Below are 14,599 nucleotides of genomic sequence, written 5' to 3'. Positions count from 1 at the left end.
TCCGTACGGGACACGAAGGGGACGGCCCCATGGCCTGGGATAGCCAGATGCGGTCGGCTTCAATCCTCGAGAGTCTCGAGAGGGTGGATGTGCGTGCCGACGAAGTCGACGACATCGCCCAGGACCTCGTCCCGGTTCGTCTCGTTGAAGATCTCGTGCCGCGCCTCGGGATAGGTCTTCGACGACGACCCGCGACCTGCCAGCGACGACCATCCGGTGGCGGTGCCGTCGAGGGGAACCAGTCGATCGTCCTCGCCGTGCAACCACAGCACGGGCACGTCGTCGACGGCACCGGCGGCGGTGATCGTGTCGATGCAGGTCTTCAGCGCCTGAACGGTGGTGCGCTTGAACGGGCCGTGCCAGACGAGCGGGTCGGCCACGTAGGCGCGACCCACCTCGGGATCGCGGGAGAGGGTGGACGGGTCGATGGGGGTATCCGGGATCTCCTCGGCCGTGAGCAGGGCGTCGACGGCCGCCCATCTGCCGAGGACCGGGCCGGACAGGACGACCGCGGCCAGTTCCGAGCCGTATCGCTGCGCGTACCGGGCCGCAATCATGCCGCCCATCGAGTGTCCGACGAGCACGACCGGCAGGTCGGGATGCTCACGTCGCGCCGTCAGATCGAGCAGACGGAAGTCGTCGACCACCTTCTCGAAGTCGTCGATCAGGACGCGCTCGCCGTCGCTGAGACCGTGACCGATGTGGTCCACCGCGTAGACGGCGGCACCGTCGGCGACGAGGCGCGCGGCCACATACTCGTAGCGTCCGCAGTGCTCGCCGTAGCCGTGGCAAAACAACGCCACGTAGCGCGGGGCCTCGCCGACCCACGTGCGGGCTGCGAGAGCACCGGCGTGTCCGTCGAGGGTGAAGGCGACAGCGTCGATCATCGGGTCTCCGATCGTTCCGGGTGATGGCGATGTCATCGTCCTCCGGCGCGGGGTCTTCCGAGTGGGAATCGCGAGTGCATCCGCGGATCCGGCCCACTACCGTCGAATTGAAACGTGTTCCAGATTCGAACGAAGGAGACCCCATGGCACCGAGTCGGGACGCGATCCGCGCCACCGTCGAGAACTACGTGAAGTCCGTGGCCTCGGGCACCGTCGACGATGTCCTCGCCCTGTACGCACCGGGCGCGACGGTCGAGGATCCGGTCGGCACGCCGGTCCGCGCCACCGAGGCCGAGATCCGCGAGTTCTACGGCGTGGTCGAACCGCTCGCGCAGACCGGTGAGGTGATCACCCTCAAGATCGCGGAGAACAACGCCGCTTTCGTGTTCCGCCTGGTCACGCACCTGGGTGAGCAGGATCTGGTCATGGAGGTCGTCGACGTGATGACCTTCGACGACGACGCGAGGATCACGAGCATGAGGGCGTTCTGGAGCCAGGAGGACATGCAGACCGTCCCCGCCTCCTGATGGACAGCCGCATCGTCGAGGTCGATGGTTTCACGTGGAACATCGACGATCGGGGTGACGGACCCGCGGTCGTCATGTGCCACGGATTCCCCGGCCTGGGGTACAGCTACCGGCACCAATTCGCGCCGCTCGTCGACGCCGGATACCGTGCCGTCGCCCCCGACATGCCCGGCTACGGCCGGACCGACCGGCCGCGGGCGGTCGGGGAGTACACGAACGTCGCGGTCGCCGATCGCCTCGTCCGACTGCTCGACGTCCTCGGGATCGGCAGCGCGGTCGTCGTCGGTCACGACTTCGGGGCACCCGTCGCGTGGACGACGGCGCTGCGACATCCGGATCGCGTCGCCGGTCTCGTCCTGCTCGCCGTGCCCTACTCGCCCGACCGGATGCCGGCACGACCCAGCGAGATCTTCCGCGGTCTCGCCGGCAAGCACTTCCTCCACCTCCACTACTTCCAGGAACCGGGGGTCGCGGAGGCAGAACTCGATCCCCGCCCGCGCGAATTTCTCCAGCGGTTGTTCTTCGCCCTGTCGGGCGGATACCGCTATCTCGACGTGTGGTCGCATCCGTCCGAGGGACGCGGATATCTCGACGTGCTGCCCGCCGCCCCCGATCTGCCGTGGGACTGGCTCGACGACGACGAACTCGCGCACTACGCGGCCGAGTTCGCCCGCACCGGATTCGGTGGAGGTCTGTCCTGGTACCGCGCCTACGACGCCAACTGGGAGGCGTCGCGTCCCCACGAGGGTGCGGAGGTGCAGGTACCGACGCTGTTCGTGGCCGGCGACCGGGATCCGGTCGTCGCGATGTCGGGGTCGTCGGCGCTCGAACGGATGCGTGCCTACGTACCCGATCTGCGCGGTGTCCACCTGCTCGAGGGCGCGGGGCATTTCGTGCAGATGGAACGTCGCGACGAGGTGAACGACCTCCTCCTGCGTTTCGTCTCCGAGATCCGGATACCGACGAGAACCGCCGAACAGCACTTTCACCGGCGATCATCGACCTAGCATGACGGCGTGGCCAGCGACACGGTTCGTGGATTCGGTCTGGCACTCGCCCTGACGGCACTGGTGGCGGGTGCCTGCTCGTCGGGCGGTTCGGTCGAGACGACGACGCCCGTGCAACTGCATGTCGCCACCGCGCAGGACGACCCGTGGACGCCGCGTCTCGTGCCGCCGCAGGTGCCGGTCGCGGTGCCGCCCCCACCTCCCGAAGTCGTCGAGGACGGCGGCGATCCGGTCACCGCGACCGCCGGAGCCCCGGCCGTCCCCGGTGACCGGCCGGCGCTCTACGGGGGCAGTCTCGACCGGCCCCTGTGCGACCGCGAAGGGCTCATCCTTCATCTGGAGGAGGATCCCGCCAAGGCCGAAGCGTGGCGCGGTGTCCTCGGCGTGCCCGACATCCGCGGCTACACCGACACCCTCACGGCGGTCCTGTTGCGCGCCGACACCCGGGTGACCATGCACGAGTACCGCGACGGTGCCGCGCGGCCCGTGCAGTCGCTGCTCGAACGCGGCACGATCGTCCTCGTCGACGAACTCGGTGTTCCGCGCGTGCGATGCGTGCGCGGCAATCCGCTGTCCGCGCCGGTGCTCACCGGCAACGACGAACTCGAAGGCCCGAAATGGCCCGGACTGAACGCCGAGCGGATGTTCGTCGTCCAGCCCGCCGCGACTGCTGTGCGGGAATTGGAGGTCGTCGACATCACGACCGGCGCGATGGTTCCCGTGCCGGTCGGTGAGGCTCTGCCGAAGACCACGGCTCCGGCCGCACCGGAGACCACGGAGGAAACCCTCCCGGAGACCGAGGCACTGCAGGCACCCGTTTCCGCCCCGCGGCGTGCTCCGGTGCCGGAAGCCGCGGCACCACCACCGCCGCCTCCCCCGGAACCGCCGCCTCCGCCTCCGCCCGCTCCGGAACCGCCGCCACCGCCACCGCCGGCTCCGGAACCCGCTCCGGCTCCAGCACCGGCACCGGCACCCCCGCCGGCGCCGCGGGCTCCCGCGCCGCCGCCCCCGCAGATCCAGATCCAGATCCCGGGCGCTCCCCCGGTCGTGATCCCCCTGCCGTTCTGAGCCGTCAGCCCTTCTGAGTCGTCAGCCGTTCCGAGCCGTCAGCCCTCTCGGGTCGTCAGCGAGGACGCAGAACGACCTCGGTGGGGTGGGCGTCCACCGGCGCCTCGACGACCTGCCGCACCGCGCGCGCCACCGTGCCGGGGCTGAGGAACTGCGACGGGTCGTACTCACGGCCTTCCGACGCGACGATCGCGCGTTGCATGTCGGTGTCGATCCGGCCCGGGTGGATCGAGGTGACCCGCAGCGCGGGTTCCTCCTCGCGCAGCGCATCGCCGAACGCCCGCAGCGCGAACTTGCTCGCGGCATAGGCACCCCAGCCGGGGCGAACACGCAGACCCGCCCCCGAATTGATGAGCACCACGTGGCCGTTCGCGGCGCGCAGGGCCGGCAGCAACACCTGCGTCAGGGCGACGACGGCGACGACGTTCGCCTCGAACGTCTCGCGCCACTGCCGGGGCTCGCTGTCGGCGATCGTGCCCAGTTCGGCGACGCCCGCGTTGTGGACGAGGACGTCGAGCCGGTCGATGTCTGCGGCGGCCGCGGCGACGGCGTCGTGATCGAGCAGGTCCACGGGCCACGGCGTGGCGTCGGGCAGTTCCTCGAGGATCGCATCGAGCGACTCGCGACGCCGGCCGCCGAGGAGCAGATCGTGGGTGGGAGCGAGTTCGTGGGCGATCGCGGCGCCGAGACCGCGACCCCCTCCGGTGACGAGAGCTGTGGGGCGCATGATCACGAGCCTAGGAAGCAGACGGTGGGGCGGCCACCGCACCGTGCTCGAGACCGGCCAGGATCTCGGCGAGTCGGTCGTCCGGCGGGGTCTCCACCGCCGGGTCGCGCGGGAACCGGAGTTCGAGGAACGCCTTGGGTCGCGACAGCACGTACTCGCGCGCCAGATTCCTCAGCCGCGTGCGCAGCCGCACGTCGTTCGCGGCGCGGACTCCGGCGATGTCGATTCCGGCCCGCCGGCACAATGCCACCGCGCGCGGAAGGTGGAAGGCCTGGGTCGTGATCAGCGCCTGCCGCACGCCGTAGGTGGCCACGGCGCGCCGGGCGGTGTCGTAGGTGTCGAGACCGTACGGATCGGCGACGATCCGTTCCCGGTTCACACCCTGCTCGACGAGATACGCGATCATCGCCTCGATCTCGTCGCCCGAGGTTCCCGCCCCGTCGCCCGAGACGAGCACGGCCTGCACCCGTCCCCGTTCCATCAACGCGACCGCGACGTCGAGGCGGCTGCGGAGCACCCGCATCGGACGGCCCTCGTGCACCCGCGCACCCGGCACGATCACCACCGGGGCGGGCGGGGCGTCGTCCACCCCGTACATGAGGTCCTTCGCCTCCGACGCCACGCGGGCGGAGACGAGTGTCAGCGCGGACACCGCACCGACGACCAGTGCGGAGACCGCACCGAGGGGAGACGACGACCGTACGGATTCGAGCATGCGTCCCAGATTACGGACGCCCGGCGGCCACAATGGAGGGGTGGACCCCGTCGACGCACTCCGCGAAGTTGCCTTCTGGCTCGAACGCGAACACGCCGACACCTACCGCGTGCAGTCCTATCGACGCGCGGCGGAGGTGCTCGCCGAGGTGAGCGACCCCAAGCGGGAGGTGCTGCGGAAGACCGACTCGTGGACCGATCTGCCGGGCGTCGGGAAGAAGACCGCGACCGTCATCCGCGAGTCGTTCGACGGAGTGCCCGCCTATCTCGACCAGTTGCGCGAGGAGGCCGATCCGATCGGACGAGGCGGCCGCGACCTGCTCGAGTCCCTGCGCGGCGACCTGCACACCCACTCGAACTGGTCCGACGGCGGCAGCCCGATCGACGAGATGCACCGCGTCGCGTCGACGATGATCGGGCACGAGTACTTCGCCCTCACCGACCACTCCCCTCGCCTGAAAGTCGCGAACGGCCTCACCGCGGAGCGGCTGCGCTCGCAGCTCGCCGTCGTCGCGGAGATCAACGAGAACAACAGTGGTGCACGGATTCTCACGGGTATCGAGGTCGACATCCTCGACGACGGATCGCTCGACCAGGACGAAGGGCTGCTCGCCGAACTCGACGTCGTCGTCGCGAGCGTGCACTCGAACCTGCGGGCCGACCGGTCGGCGATGACGAAACGCATGCTGCGTGCGGCGGCGAATCCCCACGTCGACGTCCTCGGGCACTGCACCGGCCGACTCGTCGCAGGGGGTCGCGGAAGCCGTCCCGAGTCGAAGTTCGACGCCGAGAAGGTCTTCGTCGCGTGTCGCGACCACGACACCGCCGTCGAGATCAACTGCCGGCCCGAACGTCGCGACCCGCCGTCGCGTCTCATCGACCTCGCGCTCGAGACGGACTGCCTGTTCTCCATCGACACCGATGCGCACGCACCCGGGCAGCTCGACTGGCTCGGGTACGGTTGCGAACGTGCCGTCGAGCGGGGTGTCGAACCCGAACAGGTGATCAACACCTGGGAGGTCGACGACCTGCTGGCGTGGACCGACAGGTAGGGGATGCGCGTGGAACACATCGACGTACTGGTCGTGGGAGCCGGACTGTCCGGCATCGATGCCGGCTACCGGTTGCAGACACAGTGCCCGGATCTCGGGTACGCCATCCTCGAGAGTCGCGACGCGATCGGTGGTACGTGGGATCTGTTCCGCTATCCGGGGATCCGTTCGGACAGCGACATGTACACGCTCGGATTCCCGTTCCGCCCCTGGCGGGGCGAGAAATCCATCGCCGACGGTCCCGACATCCTGCAGTACATCCGCGACACCGCCGCCGAATTCGGTATCGACCGGCGGATCCGATTCGGCCACAAGGTGATCGATGCTTCGTGGTCGTCCGAGGATGCCCGGTGGACGGTGCGTGCCTCGACCGGGCAGGGCACCGTCGAGATGTCCTGTTCCTTCCTCTATCTCTGCAGCGGCTACTACAGCTACGAGTCCGGTTATCTCCCCGACATCCCCGGTCTGCAGGACTTCGCGGGCACGGTCGTGCATCCGCAGTTCTGGCCCGACGACCTCGACTACGAGGGGAAGAAGGTCGTGGTGATCGGCAGTGGCGCCACGGCCGTCACACTCGTGCCCGCGCTCGCGGAGAAGGCCGAGCACGTGACGATGCTGCAGCGTTCCCCCACCTACGTGATGTCGCTGCCCGCGCGCGACCCGATCGCGACGCGGATACGACGCCTGTTGCCCGACAAGGCGGCCCACCGCGCGGTGCGGACGAAGAACGTCGTGGTCAATCTCGGCTTCTACCAGTTCTGTCAGCGGTTCCCTTCGGCCGCGAAACGCGTGCTGCGCACCCTCACCGAACGTCGCCTCCGCGGCAGGATCCCGGTCGATCCCCACTTCTCACCGCGCTACGACCCATGGGATCAGCGACTGTGCGTGGTCCCCGACTCCGACCTGTTCCGCACCCTCCGTGCGGAGAAGGCCGAGATCGTCACCGACCGGATCGACACCGTCACCGAGAAGAGTGTCCGCCTCGAGTCCGGTCGCGAACTCGAGGCCGAGATCCTGATCCCCGCAACGGGTCTGCAACTGGTTCCTGCCGGCGGAATCGAGTTCGTCGTCGACGGGGAGAAGATCGACCTCTCGACCCGGTTCATCTACCGCGGCATGATGCTCGACGGTCTACCCAATGCCGCGATGTGCCTCGGCTACACCAACGCGTCGTGGACCCTGCGTGCCGATCTCGCGTCCCTCTACGTGTGCCGGTTGCTGCGGTACATGCGCCGCAACGGTTACCGCTCGGCGGTGCCGAGATATTCGGGCGACGGCCGTACCCGTCCGCTGCTCGGTCTCGACGCCGGGTACATTCACCGCGCGGAAGGTGCTCTGCCCAAACAGGGTTCGCGTAGTCCGTGGCTGATGCGGCAGAACTATCTCCTCGACCTGCCCACCATGAGGTTCGGTCGTATCGACGAATCGATGCAGTTCACGCCCTGACCGTCAGCGCCGACGCGCCGCCAGGTGGACGTCGGGGAAGCGATGATCGGCATCGGGGCGGCTGACCGTCCGCCACACCTCGTCGAATCCGGCGTCGGACAACGCCGCAGCGAGACGATCCGGGTGCCACCGCCACGCCGGCGCCACCGCGTGATCGAACTCGACCACCTCGCCCGGGATGTCGGTGGTCTGGCCCGCGACGAGCACCACGCCCCCGGACGGAATCCTCTCCGCCCACCCGTCGAGGATCCCGGGGATCTCGGACGGCGGAACATGGATGAGGCTGCACCGCGCGATGATCGCGCTCGGGAGCACTCCGCGGAGTTCGTCGGACCCGAGTCGTGCGTCGTCCCGGACGAATCGCAGGGCGGGGTAAGCGCCCCGCGCGATGCGCAGCATCTCCGTGCTGGGATCGAGGCCGATCACGTCGAGTCCGCGTCCGGCGAGGTCCGCCGCCACGTATCCGGGTCCGCAGCCCACGTCCAGCACGACACCCTCCACCGGGCTCTGCTGCACCATCTCGGCGAAGGCGGCGACGGTGTGCCGTTCGAGCGGCGTCAGGTACGGATCGGGGAACAACTCGACGTACAGATCCGCGAGGGCGTCGTATCCGGGCTGGTTCACTCCGGCATGGTACGACGGGGTCGCGATGAGTTCGACCCCGTTCGCAGGTCCTACCACCACGAGGCAGTGACCACGGGAGGGGATCCATGATCATCGTCGCAGGGCATCTCATCGTCGACGCCGACAGACGCGAGGCTTATCTGGCGACCTGCACGGCCGTCGTCGAGGCGGCCCGCAGAGCGCCGGGCTGTCTCGACTTCGCTGTCACCGCGGACCTGATCGAACCCGGCCGCGTCTGCATCTACGAACGGTGGGAGTCACGGGCAGAGCTCGACGACTTCCGCGGCAGCGGACCCGACGACGGCCAGGCCCGGGAGATCCGGTCGATGAAGGTCTCCGAGTACCTCGTCCCGGATGTGCAGCCGTCGAACGAGTAGTTCTCGTCGCAGATCCCGCCGGAAATCGACAGGATCTGCGCACGCGGTCAGCGTTGCTCGAGCTGCTCGTCGGCATATCGCGCGAACCGGCCGGCGTCGCGGTCGTGCACGGGACCGTCGCTGTCCCAGGGCCATCCGCCGAATCCGGTGCGACGGTAGTCCTCGAACGCCTGCCGGACACTCGCCTCGTCGTTGAGCACGAACGGGCCGTACGAGACGACGGGTTCGCCGATCGGGCGACCCTGCAGCATCAGGATCTGCGTGCCCTCGTCGCCGCCGGTGAGGTGCACCGGTACCGACGCGTCGACGACGACCCCGTGCCCGGGCTCGATCGTCCGGTCACCGATCCGCACGGGGGAACCGTTGTACACGTACAGGACCCGTTGCGTCTGCTCGCCGCGCGCGGCCGGCAGTTCCCAGCGCGCACCGGACGAGAGGTCGATGTTCCAGATCGCCACGTCGGTGTCGGGTCGGGACGCCCACGAATTCGGCGGGGGCGGCGGCGGAGTCGAGCCGTCGAGCTCACCGGCGATGACGCGGACGGAGACGGTGCGTCCGTCCTCGTCCATGACCGTCACGGTGGGGGTGTCCTCGTTCCACAGCATCGAGAAGTGCGGGTCGACGGTCTTCGACTCGGCGGGCAGGTTCAACCAGATCTGGAACAGTTCGAGCGGATTGTCCGAATCCTTGTTCAGCAGAGGGAACATCTCGCTGTGGACCACCCCGTTGCCGGCGGTGAGCCACTGCGTGTCGCCCTCACCGAAACGCGCCGCCGCGCCCACCGAATCGGAGTGGTCGACGAAACCCGAGCGCACGAAGGTCACCGTCTCGAAGCCGCGGTGCGGGTGGCCGGGGAATCCTGGGACGGTGGTGCCGTGATACATGCTCCAGCCCGCGGGGTTGCCGAAGTCCTGGCCGAGCGGGCGGCCGTCGAGCGAGGCGTCGGGTCCGAGTTCGTCGTTGCCCGCCGGATACGCGTCGACGTGGTGTGCGACGAACAGGAAGGGATCGATCGTCTGCCAGGGCATACCGAGCCGGAAGACCTGGAGTACCGGAGTAGGGGCTGCTGACGTCATGACCCGTGCAACTCCGTGCCCGTGCTCTTTGTTCCGGGCGGTGTGGTGGCCTCGCTGTCGTCGAGCACGCGCGCCCCGGCGGCGAACTTCTCGACCTGGTCACCCAGTCGGATCTGCGCGGGGACGGCCCCGCCGAGCAGGTCGCGGGCCAGGGCCGGGGAGTCACCGAGCGGCAGGTCGCTGCCGGCGATGACGACGTTGCCGTAGCGGCGTCCCTTGAGCATCGCGGGGTCGGCGATGATCACGGTGTGCTCGAAGACCTCACCGATCGTCGCGGCCTCGCGTTTCGCGACGGTCAGGTCGCGGAAGTCGCCGCAGTTGACGACGTAGACACCGCCGGGCGCGAGCACGCGTCGGGCGTGCTGTGTGAACTGGAGGGTCGTGAGTGCGACGGGAGTGCGGTTGTAGGCGAAGACATCCCGCACGATCACGTCGCGGCTCGCGTCGGAGAGCGAGGTGAGGACCTGGCGGGCCTCCCCCACCCGGATGCGCAGCAACGGGGCACGGGGTAGATCGAACCAGTGGCGGACGAGTTCGGCGAGGCGACCGTCGATCTCGACGACGACCTGCCGTGCGTCGGGGTAGACCGCGGCGAAGTAGCGCGCCATCGTGCACGCACCCCCACCGAGGTGCAGCACGCGCAGTCTCGAGTCGTGTTCGAACCTGCTCTCGACGAGCATCGCGATCCATCGCATGTACTCGAACTCGAGCAGGGCCGGGTCGCTCAAATCGATGTGCGAGCTGGGCACCCCGTTGATCTCGAGGACCCAGCCGTCGGCAAGATAGCGGTCCTTGACGAGCTCACAGGTGCCCGTGTCGATGTCGTACAACCCCTCGACCGGGCCGCCCGGTGCACCGGTCTTCTCCTTGCGCGGCGACGATGCGGCGCGGCCACCTCGTTGCCTGCTCATACGACGAGCCTAGTACCGGCCGCCCGGTGTCCGATCAGAGGTGGAGGTCCTCCCTGCGCATCATCGAGGTCGCAACGACGCTGATCACGGCTGTGAGGACGAGATAGCCGCAGGCGAGCCACGGACCGCCGGCCACGGCGATGAGTGCCGTGAGGATCATCGGGGTGATGCCCGACGCGTAGATGCCCGAGAACTGGTAGACGACCGACAGGCCCGTGTAGCGGATCTCCGCCGGGTACAGGCTCGCGTACAACGTTCCTTGCGCGCCGTAGAACAGGGCGTGGACGACGCCGAAGACGAGGATCATCGCCACGGCGAACCAGAACAGGTCGTTCGTGCCGAACAGGGCGAAGGTCGGGAACACCGCGACGCCGTAGGCGGCGATGCCGACGGTGTAGACCTGCTTCGCGCCGAACCGGTCCACCAGCAGACCCGAGATCGGGAGCAGTACCGCCATGACCAGCGCGGCGAGGGTGACGACGAGGAGCACCGGCACCTTCTCGAAGTCGAGGTCCTTTGTGGCGTAGGTGATGGCGAAGACGCCCCAGGTGTTGAACGCCGCGCCCTCGCCCCACCGCGACAGCAGACCCAGAACGGTGCTGCGACGCACGCCGGGCCGGAAGACGTCCACGAGCGGCGCCGACGATTTCTTCGCGAGTTCCTGCACCTCGCGGAAGGCCGGGGTCTCGTCGACCTTCAGTCGCACGACGAAACCGACGGCGACGAGGACGAGGCTGAGCAGGAACGCGATCCGCCAGCCGTACGACAGGAACTGCTGCTCGTCGAAGATCACCTGCAGCGCCGCAAAGACCGCGGTACCCAACGCGAGACCGAGGGCGAGACCCACCTGCGGGATGCTGCCGAACAGACCGCGCTTCTTCTCCGGGCTGTGCTCGACGGCGAGCAGCACGGCCCCGGCCCATTCGCCACCGAGGGCGAAACCCTGCACGATGCGCAGCAGGAGCAGCAGGATCGGTGCGACCACACCCACCTGCGCGTGGGTGGGCAGGACGCCCATCAACGCGGTGGCGACGCCCATGATGAACATCGTCAGCGCGAGGGTCTTCTTGCGTCCGATCCGGTCGCCGATGTGGCCGAAGACGACACCGCCGATGGGTCGGACCACGAAACCCACGGCGAAGGTCGCGAAGGCCAGCATCGTGCCGACGAACGAACTCTGGTCGGGGAAGAACAGCTGGTTGAACACCAGGCTCGCGGCCGTCGCGTAGAGGAAGAAGTCGTACCACTCCACCGTGGTGCCGAGCAGGCTCGCCGCGACCACGGTGCGTAGTCTCCTGCGACGATCGAGATCGGACTCGGGTGCGGAACTGGGCTGTGACAGCGTGGTCATGGACTCGATTCCCGGTGGTGGACAGCGTGCAACCCGGCGACGCTAACCACGTAGGACGCATCCACACACGGGTTCCGATCATGCTGATTGCAAATGTTGCCGCGCCCGGTTGCGGACTGTTTCCTGGACGTCACGCTCTGCCGTCGACTCGAGGACTTCGTCTTGTCTCTGCATATGCACTGGTTCCTGCCCACCTACGGCGACTCGCGAAACCTGATGGCAGGGGGCCACGGCAGTTCGATGTCGGGCGATCGTCCGGCGACGCTGCGTTACCTGAACCAGATCGCCGCCGCCGCGGAGTCGAGCGGCTTCGAATCGGTCCTCACCCCCACCGGTGCGTGGTGCGAGGACGCCTGGTTGACGACGGCGATGCTGATCGACACCACGGAGTCGCTCAAGTTCCTCGTGGCCCTCCGTCCCGGTCTGATCAGCCCCACCTTGGCCGCGCAGATGGCCGCGACCTTCCAGTGGCAGTCGCAGGGACGCCTACTCCTCAACGTCGTCACCGGCGGAGAGGACCACGAACAGCGCACCTTCGGTGACTTCCTCGACAAGAACCAGCGCTACGCGCGCTGCGGCGAGTACCTCGACGTGATCAAGCGCCTGTGGGCGGGCAACGGCCCGGTCGACTTCGAGGGCGAGTACATCCAGGTTGAGAACGCCCAGCTCCAGCGCATCCCCGATCCGGTGCCGCCGCTCTTCTTCGGCGGGTCCTCTCCCGCCGCCGGCACCGTCGCATCGCAGTTCTGCGACACCTACCTCACGTGGGGTGAGCCGCCGGCCGCCGTCGCCGACAAGATCGCGTGGATCCGCGGCCTCGCCGACATCCAGGGACGCACCCTCGACTACGGCATCCGCCTGCACGTCATCAGCCGCGACACCTCCGACGAGGCCTGGGCCGAGGCCGACCGCCTGCTCTCCGCGCTCGACCCCGCGACCATCGAGAAGGCCCAGCAGAGCCTGGCCCGCTCCGGTTCCGAGGGGCAGCGCCGGATGGTCGAGCTGCACGGCGGCGGCAGCGCCTACGCCGCGAGCAAGGACGCCCGCAGCCTCGAGGTCTCCCCCAACCTGTGGGCGGGCGTCGGACTCGTCCGTGGGGGCGCGGGCACCGCGCTCGTGGGTTCCCACGAGGAGGTCGCCGACCGCATCGCGGAGTACGCCGAGACCGGCCTCGACCACTTCGTGCTGTCGGGCTACCCGCACCTCGAGGAGGCCTACCGCTTCGGTGAGGGCGTGCGCCCGATCCTCGAGCGTCGCGGCCTGCTCGCACCGGCCTCCCGCCGCCCGGGCGACCTGTCGGGTTCGACGGCCTTCCTGCCCTCCGCGCACTGACCCTCCCTGACAATTCGATACAGCACAGCTCGACACAGCGCCCGCACGAAATGTGTCGGCGCTGTTACAGCTGCGGCCCTCGTCGTGCGGATCCGTCCGCAGCACAGAGAATGGGGGCCATGCCGGACCGAGGATTCACCTCCACACAGCTCGCCGCACGCGCGGCGTACCTGTTGCGTGGGAACGACCTGGGCACCATGACGAGTGCCGCTCCCAAGCTTTATCCACACATGTGGAGTTGGGATGCGGCGTTCGTCGCTGTGGGGCTCGCGCCGCTCAGTGTCGAACGGGCGGTGGTCGAACTCGACACCCTGCTCTCGGCGCAGTGGAAGAACGGGATGATCCCGCACATCGTCTTCGCCAACGGTGTCGACGGCTACTTCCCCGGACCAGCGCGCTGGGCGGTCTCCGAACTGGCCGCGCACGCACCGGTGCAGGTGCAGACCTCGGGCATCACCCAGCCTCCCGTGCACGCCATCGCCGTGCAGCGCATCCTCGAGCATTCACGGCGGCACGGCCGCTCGACACGTGCTGTCGCCGAGGAGTTCCTGGATCGCCGGTGGGCGGATCTGGTGCGCTGGCACCGCTGGCTCGCGCACGCGCGCGATCTCGACGGCAACGGCCGCATCGCGCTGTACCACGGGTGGGAGTCTGGCATGGACAACTCTCCGCGCTGGGATACGGCGTACGCCAACGTCATCGCCGGTCCGGTGCCGCCCTTCCATCGCGAGGATCTCGAGCACGTCGCCGACGCCACCCAGCGACCCACCGACCGTGAATACGCGCGTTATCTGTGGTTGCTCGAGGAGATGAAGACGGCGCGCTACGAGGACGGCGTGCTCGCGAAGGCGATGAGCTTCGCGGTCGAGGACGTCTTCGTCAGCGCGGTGTTCTCGCTGTCGTGTGAGGTGCTCGCGACCATCGGTGAAGAACATGCCCGTCCCAACGCGGATGTGCGCGAGCTCTATTCGTGGGCCGAACGGTTCCGGAAGGGCGTGATCGCCACGACCGACCCGCGCACGGGCGCGGCGAAGGATTTCGACCTGCGCAGCGGGAAGTGGGTCGCCACCGACACTCTCGCGATGTTCGCCCCGCTGCTGTGCGGTGGCCTCGATCGGCAGGCCGAGCGGGCGCTGCTGCGCACCTTCGAAGGGCCGAAGTTCTGCGGGCATCCGGATCTTCGCTATGCGGTCCCGCCGTCGACCTCCCCCGTCTCGGGCGACTTCCGTCCCCGCGAGTACTGGCGCGGACCGGTGTGGCCCGTGATGACGTGGTTGTTCTCGTGGGCGTTCGCCCGTCGTGGCTGGGCCGAACGGGCGAACGTGCTTCGTGCGGAAGGGCTCCGGCAGGCGAGCGACGGCACCTTCGCCGAGTACTACGAGCCGTTCACCGGCGATCCGCTCGGCAGCATGCAGCAGTCGTGGACCGCCGCAGCGGTATTGGACTGGCTGGGTTAGGCCGCTTTGCGGCCCGTGCGTGGTTTCGGTAGCCACGACTACC

General features: G+C 68.5%; 15 protein-coding genes. 8 read left to right on the top strand and 7 right to left on the bottom strand.

Annotation, left to right across the window (positions count from 1 at the left end):
- Positions 1-59 precede the first annotated feature (59 nt).
- Positions 60-887 carry an alpha/beta hydrolase gene (locus tag LPH33_RS24985; protein WP_229566572.1) on the bottom strand — a complete coding sequence of 276 codons (828 nt, stop codon included), beginning with the start codon at positions 885-887 and terminating at the stop codon, positions 60-62.
- A gap of 143 nt (positions 888-1,030) precedes the next feature.
- Between LPH33_RS24985 and LPH33_RS24980 the strand changes: the two genes are divergently transcribed.
- From LPH33_RS24980 to LPH33_RS24970, 3 genes are read left to right on the top strand one after another with little or no spacing between them, the layout of a single operon-like run.
- Positions 1,031-1,414, top strand: coding sequence for a nuclear transport factor 2 family protein (locus LPH33_RS24980; RefSeq protein WP_016691032.1), 384 nt, complete (start codon positions 1,031-1,033; stop codon positions 1,412-1,414).
- The gene (locus LPH33_RS24975) at positions 1,414-2,421 is read left to right on the top strand and encodes an alpha/beta fold hydrolase (RefSeq protein ID WP_060652443.1); all 1,008 of its coding nucleotides are present in this window, start codon (positions 1,414-1,416) and stop codon (positions 2,419-2,421) included. The genes LPH33_RS24980 and LPH33_RS24975 overlap by 1 nt, the downstream gene beginning before the upstream one ends.
- A gap of 9 nt (positions 2,422-2,430) precedes the next feature.
- Complete coding sequence (locus LPH33_RS24970; RefSeq protein ID WP_229566570.1) at positions 2,431-3,489, top strand: DUF6777 domain-containing protein; 1,059 nt, start codon at positions 2,431-2,433, stop codon at positions 3,487-3,489.
- Positions 3,490-3,544: 55 nt separating this feature from the next.
- Here LPH33_RS24970 and LPH33_RS24965 read toward each other — a convergent pair whose 3' ends face one another.
- Positions 3,545-4,216 (bottom strand): SDR family oxidoreductase, encoded by a 672-nt coding sequence (locus LPH33_RS24965; protein WP_120283808.1) that lies wholly within the window; start codon positions 4,214-4,216, stop codon positions 3,545-3,547.
- Positions 4,217-4,226: 10 nt separating this feature from the next.
- Positions 4,227-4,931: a SanA/YdcF family protein gene (locus LPH33_RS24960; protein WP_229566567.1), complete on the bottom strand. Its 705-nt coding sequence runs from the start codon at positions 4,929-4,931 to the stop codon at positions 4,227-4,229.
- A 40-nt stretch (positions 4,932-4,971) separates the two neighbouring features.
- Here LPH33_RS24960 and LPH33_RS24955 point away from each other — a divergent pair, with 40 nt between their 5' ends.
- Together LPH33_RS24955 and LPH33_RS24950 are read left to right on the top strand one after the other, a co-directional pair.
- Complete coding sequence (locus LPH33_RS24955) at positions 4,972-5,982, top strand: PHP domain-containing protein (RefSeq protein ID WP_229566565.1); 1,011 nt, start codon at positions 4,972-4,974, stop codon at positions 5,980-5,982.
- 3 nt (positions 5,983-5,985) lie between these two features.
- Complete coding sequence (locus LPH33_RS24950; protein ID WP_229566564.1) at positions 5,986-7,428, top strand: flavin-containing monooxygenase; 1,443 nt, start codon at positions 5,986-5,988, stop codon at positions 7,426-7,428.
- A 3-nt stretch (positions 7,429-7,431) separates the two neighbouring features.
- On the opposite strand, the gene LPH33_RS24945 is transcribed toward LPH33_RS24950, so the two are convergent.
- The gene (locus LPH33_RS24945) at positions 7,432-8,052 is read right to left on the bottom strand and encodes a class I SAM-dependent methyltransferase (RefSeq protein ID WP_229566562.1); all 621 of its coding nucleotides are present in this window, start codon (positions 8,050-8,052) and stop codon (positions 7,432-7,434) included.
- Positions 8,053-8,138: 86 nt separating this feature from the next.
- Here LPH33_RS24945 and LPH33_RS24940 point away from each other — a divergent pair, with 86 nt between their 5' ends.
- Positions 8,139-8,429: a putative quinol monooxygenase gene (locus LPH33_RS24940; protein WP_229566560.1), complete on the top strand. Its 291-nt coding sequence runs from the start codon at positions 8,139-8,141 to the stop codon at positions 8,427-8,429.
- Between the two features lie 47 nt (positions 8,430-8,476).
- Here LPH33_RS24940 and LPH33_RS24935 read toward each other — a convergent pair whose 3' ends face one another.
- Genes LPH33_RS24935 through LPH33_RS24925 form a run of 3 tightly spaced genes read right to left on the bottom strand, consistent with a single transcriptional unit; the run spans position 8,477 to position 11,767 of the window.
- Positions 8,477-9,457, bottom strand: a complete 981-nt coding sequence (locus tag LPH33_RS24935; RefSeq protein WP_229568512.1) for a pirin family protein — start codon at positions 9,455-9,457, stop codon at positions 8,477-8,479.
- Positions 9,458-9,501: 44 nt separating this feature from the next.
- The gene (locus LPH33_RS24930; RefSeq protein ID WP_229566558.1) at positions 9,502-10,416 is read right to left on the bottom strand and encodes a spermidine synthase; all 915 of its coding nucleotides are present in this window, start codon (positions 10,414-10,416) and stop codon (positions 9,502-9,504) included.
- A 34-nt stretch (positions 10,417-10,450) separates the two neighbouring features.
- Positions 10,451-11,767: an MFS transporter gene (locus LPH33_RS24925; RefSeq protein ID WP_229566557.1), complete on the bottom strand. Its 1,317-nt coding sequence runs from the start codon at positions 11,765-11,767 to the stop codon at positions 10,451-10,453.
- Positions 11,768-11,929: 162 nt separating this feature from the next.
- On the opposite strand from LPH33_RS24925, the gene LPH33_RS24920 reads away from it, so the two are divergent.
- Together LPH33_RS24920 and ggh are read left to right on the top strand one after the other, a co-directional pair.
- A complete protein-coding gene (locus LPH33_RS24920) occupies positions 11,930-13,099 on the top strand; it encodes an LLM class flavin-dependent oxidoreductase (RefSeq protein WP_229566556.1) in 1,170 nt (389 codons plus the stop codon).
- 119 nt (positions 13,100-13,218) lie between these two features.
- On the top strand, positions 13,219-14,556 hold the full coding sequence (ggh, locus tag LPH33_RS24915; protein WP_229566555.1) for a glucosylglycerate hydrolase: 1,338 nt from the start codon (positions 13,219-13,221) through the stop codon (positions 14,554-14,556).
- The last annotated feature ends 43 nt before the right edge of the window (positions 14,557-14,599 follow it).

This window comes from Rhodococcus sp. RDE2, from assembly GCF_020885655.1.
GTDB classification, from domain to species: Bacteria; Actinomycetota; Actinomycetes; order Mycobacteriales; family Mycobacteriaceae; genus Rhodococcus; species Rhodococcus pyridinivorans.
Note: the sequence above shows the minus strand (reverse complement) of the source record. Positions and strands in the feature narration are given on the sequence as shown.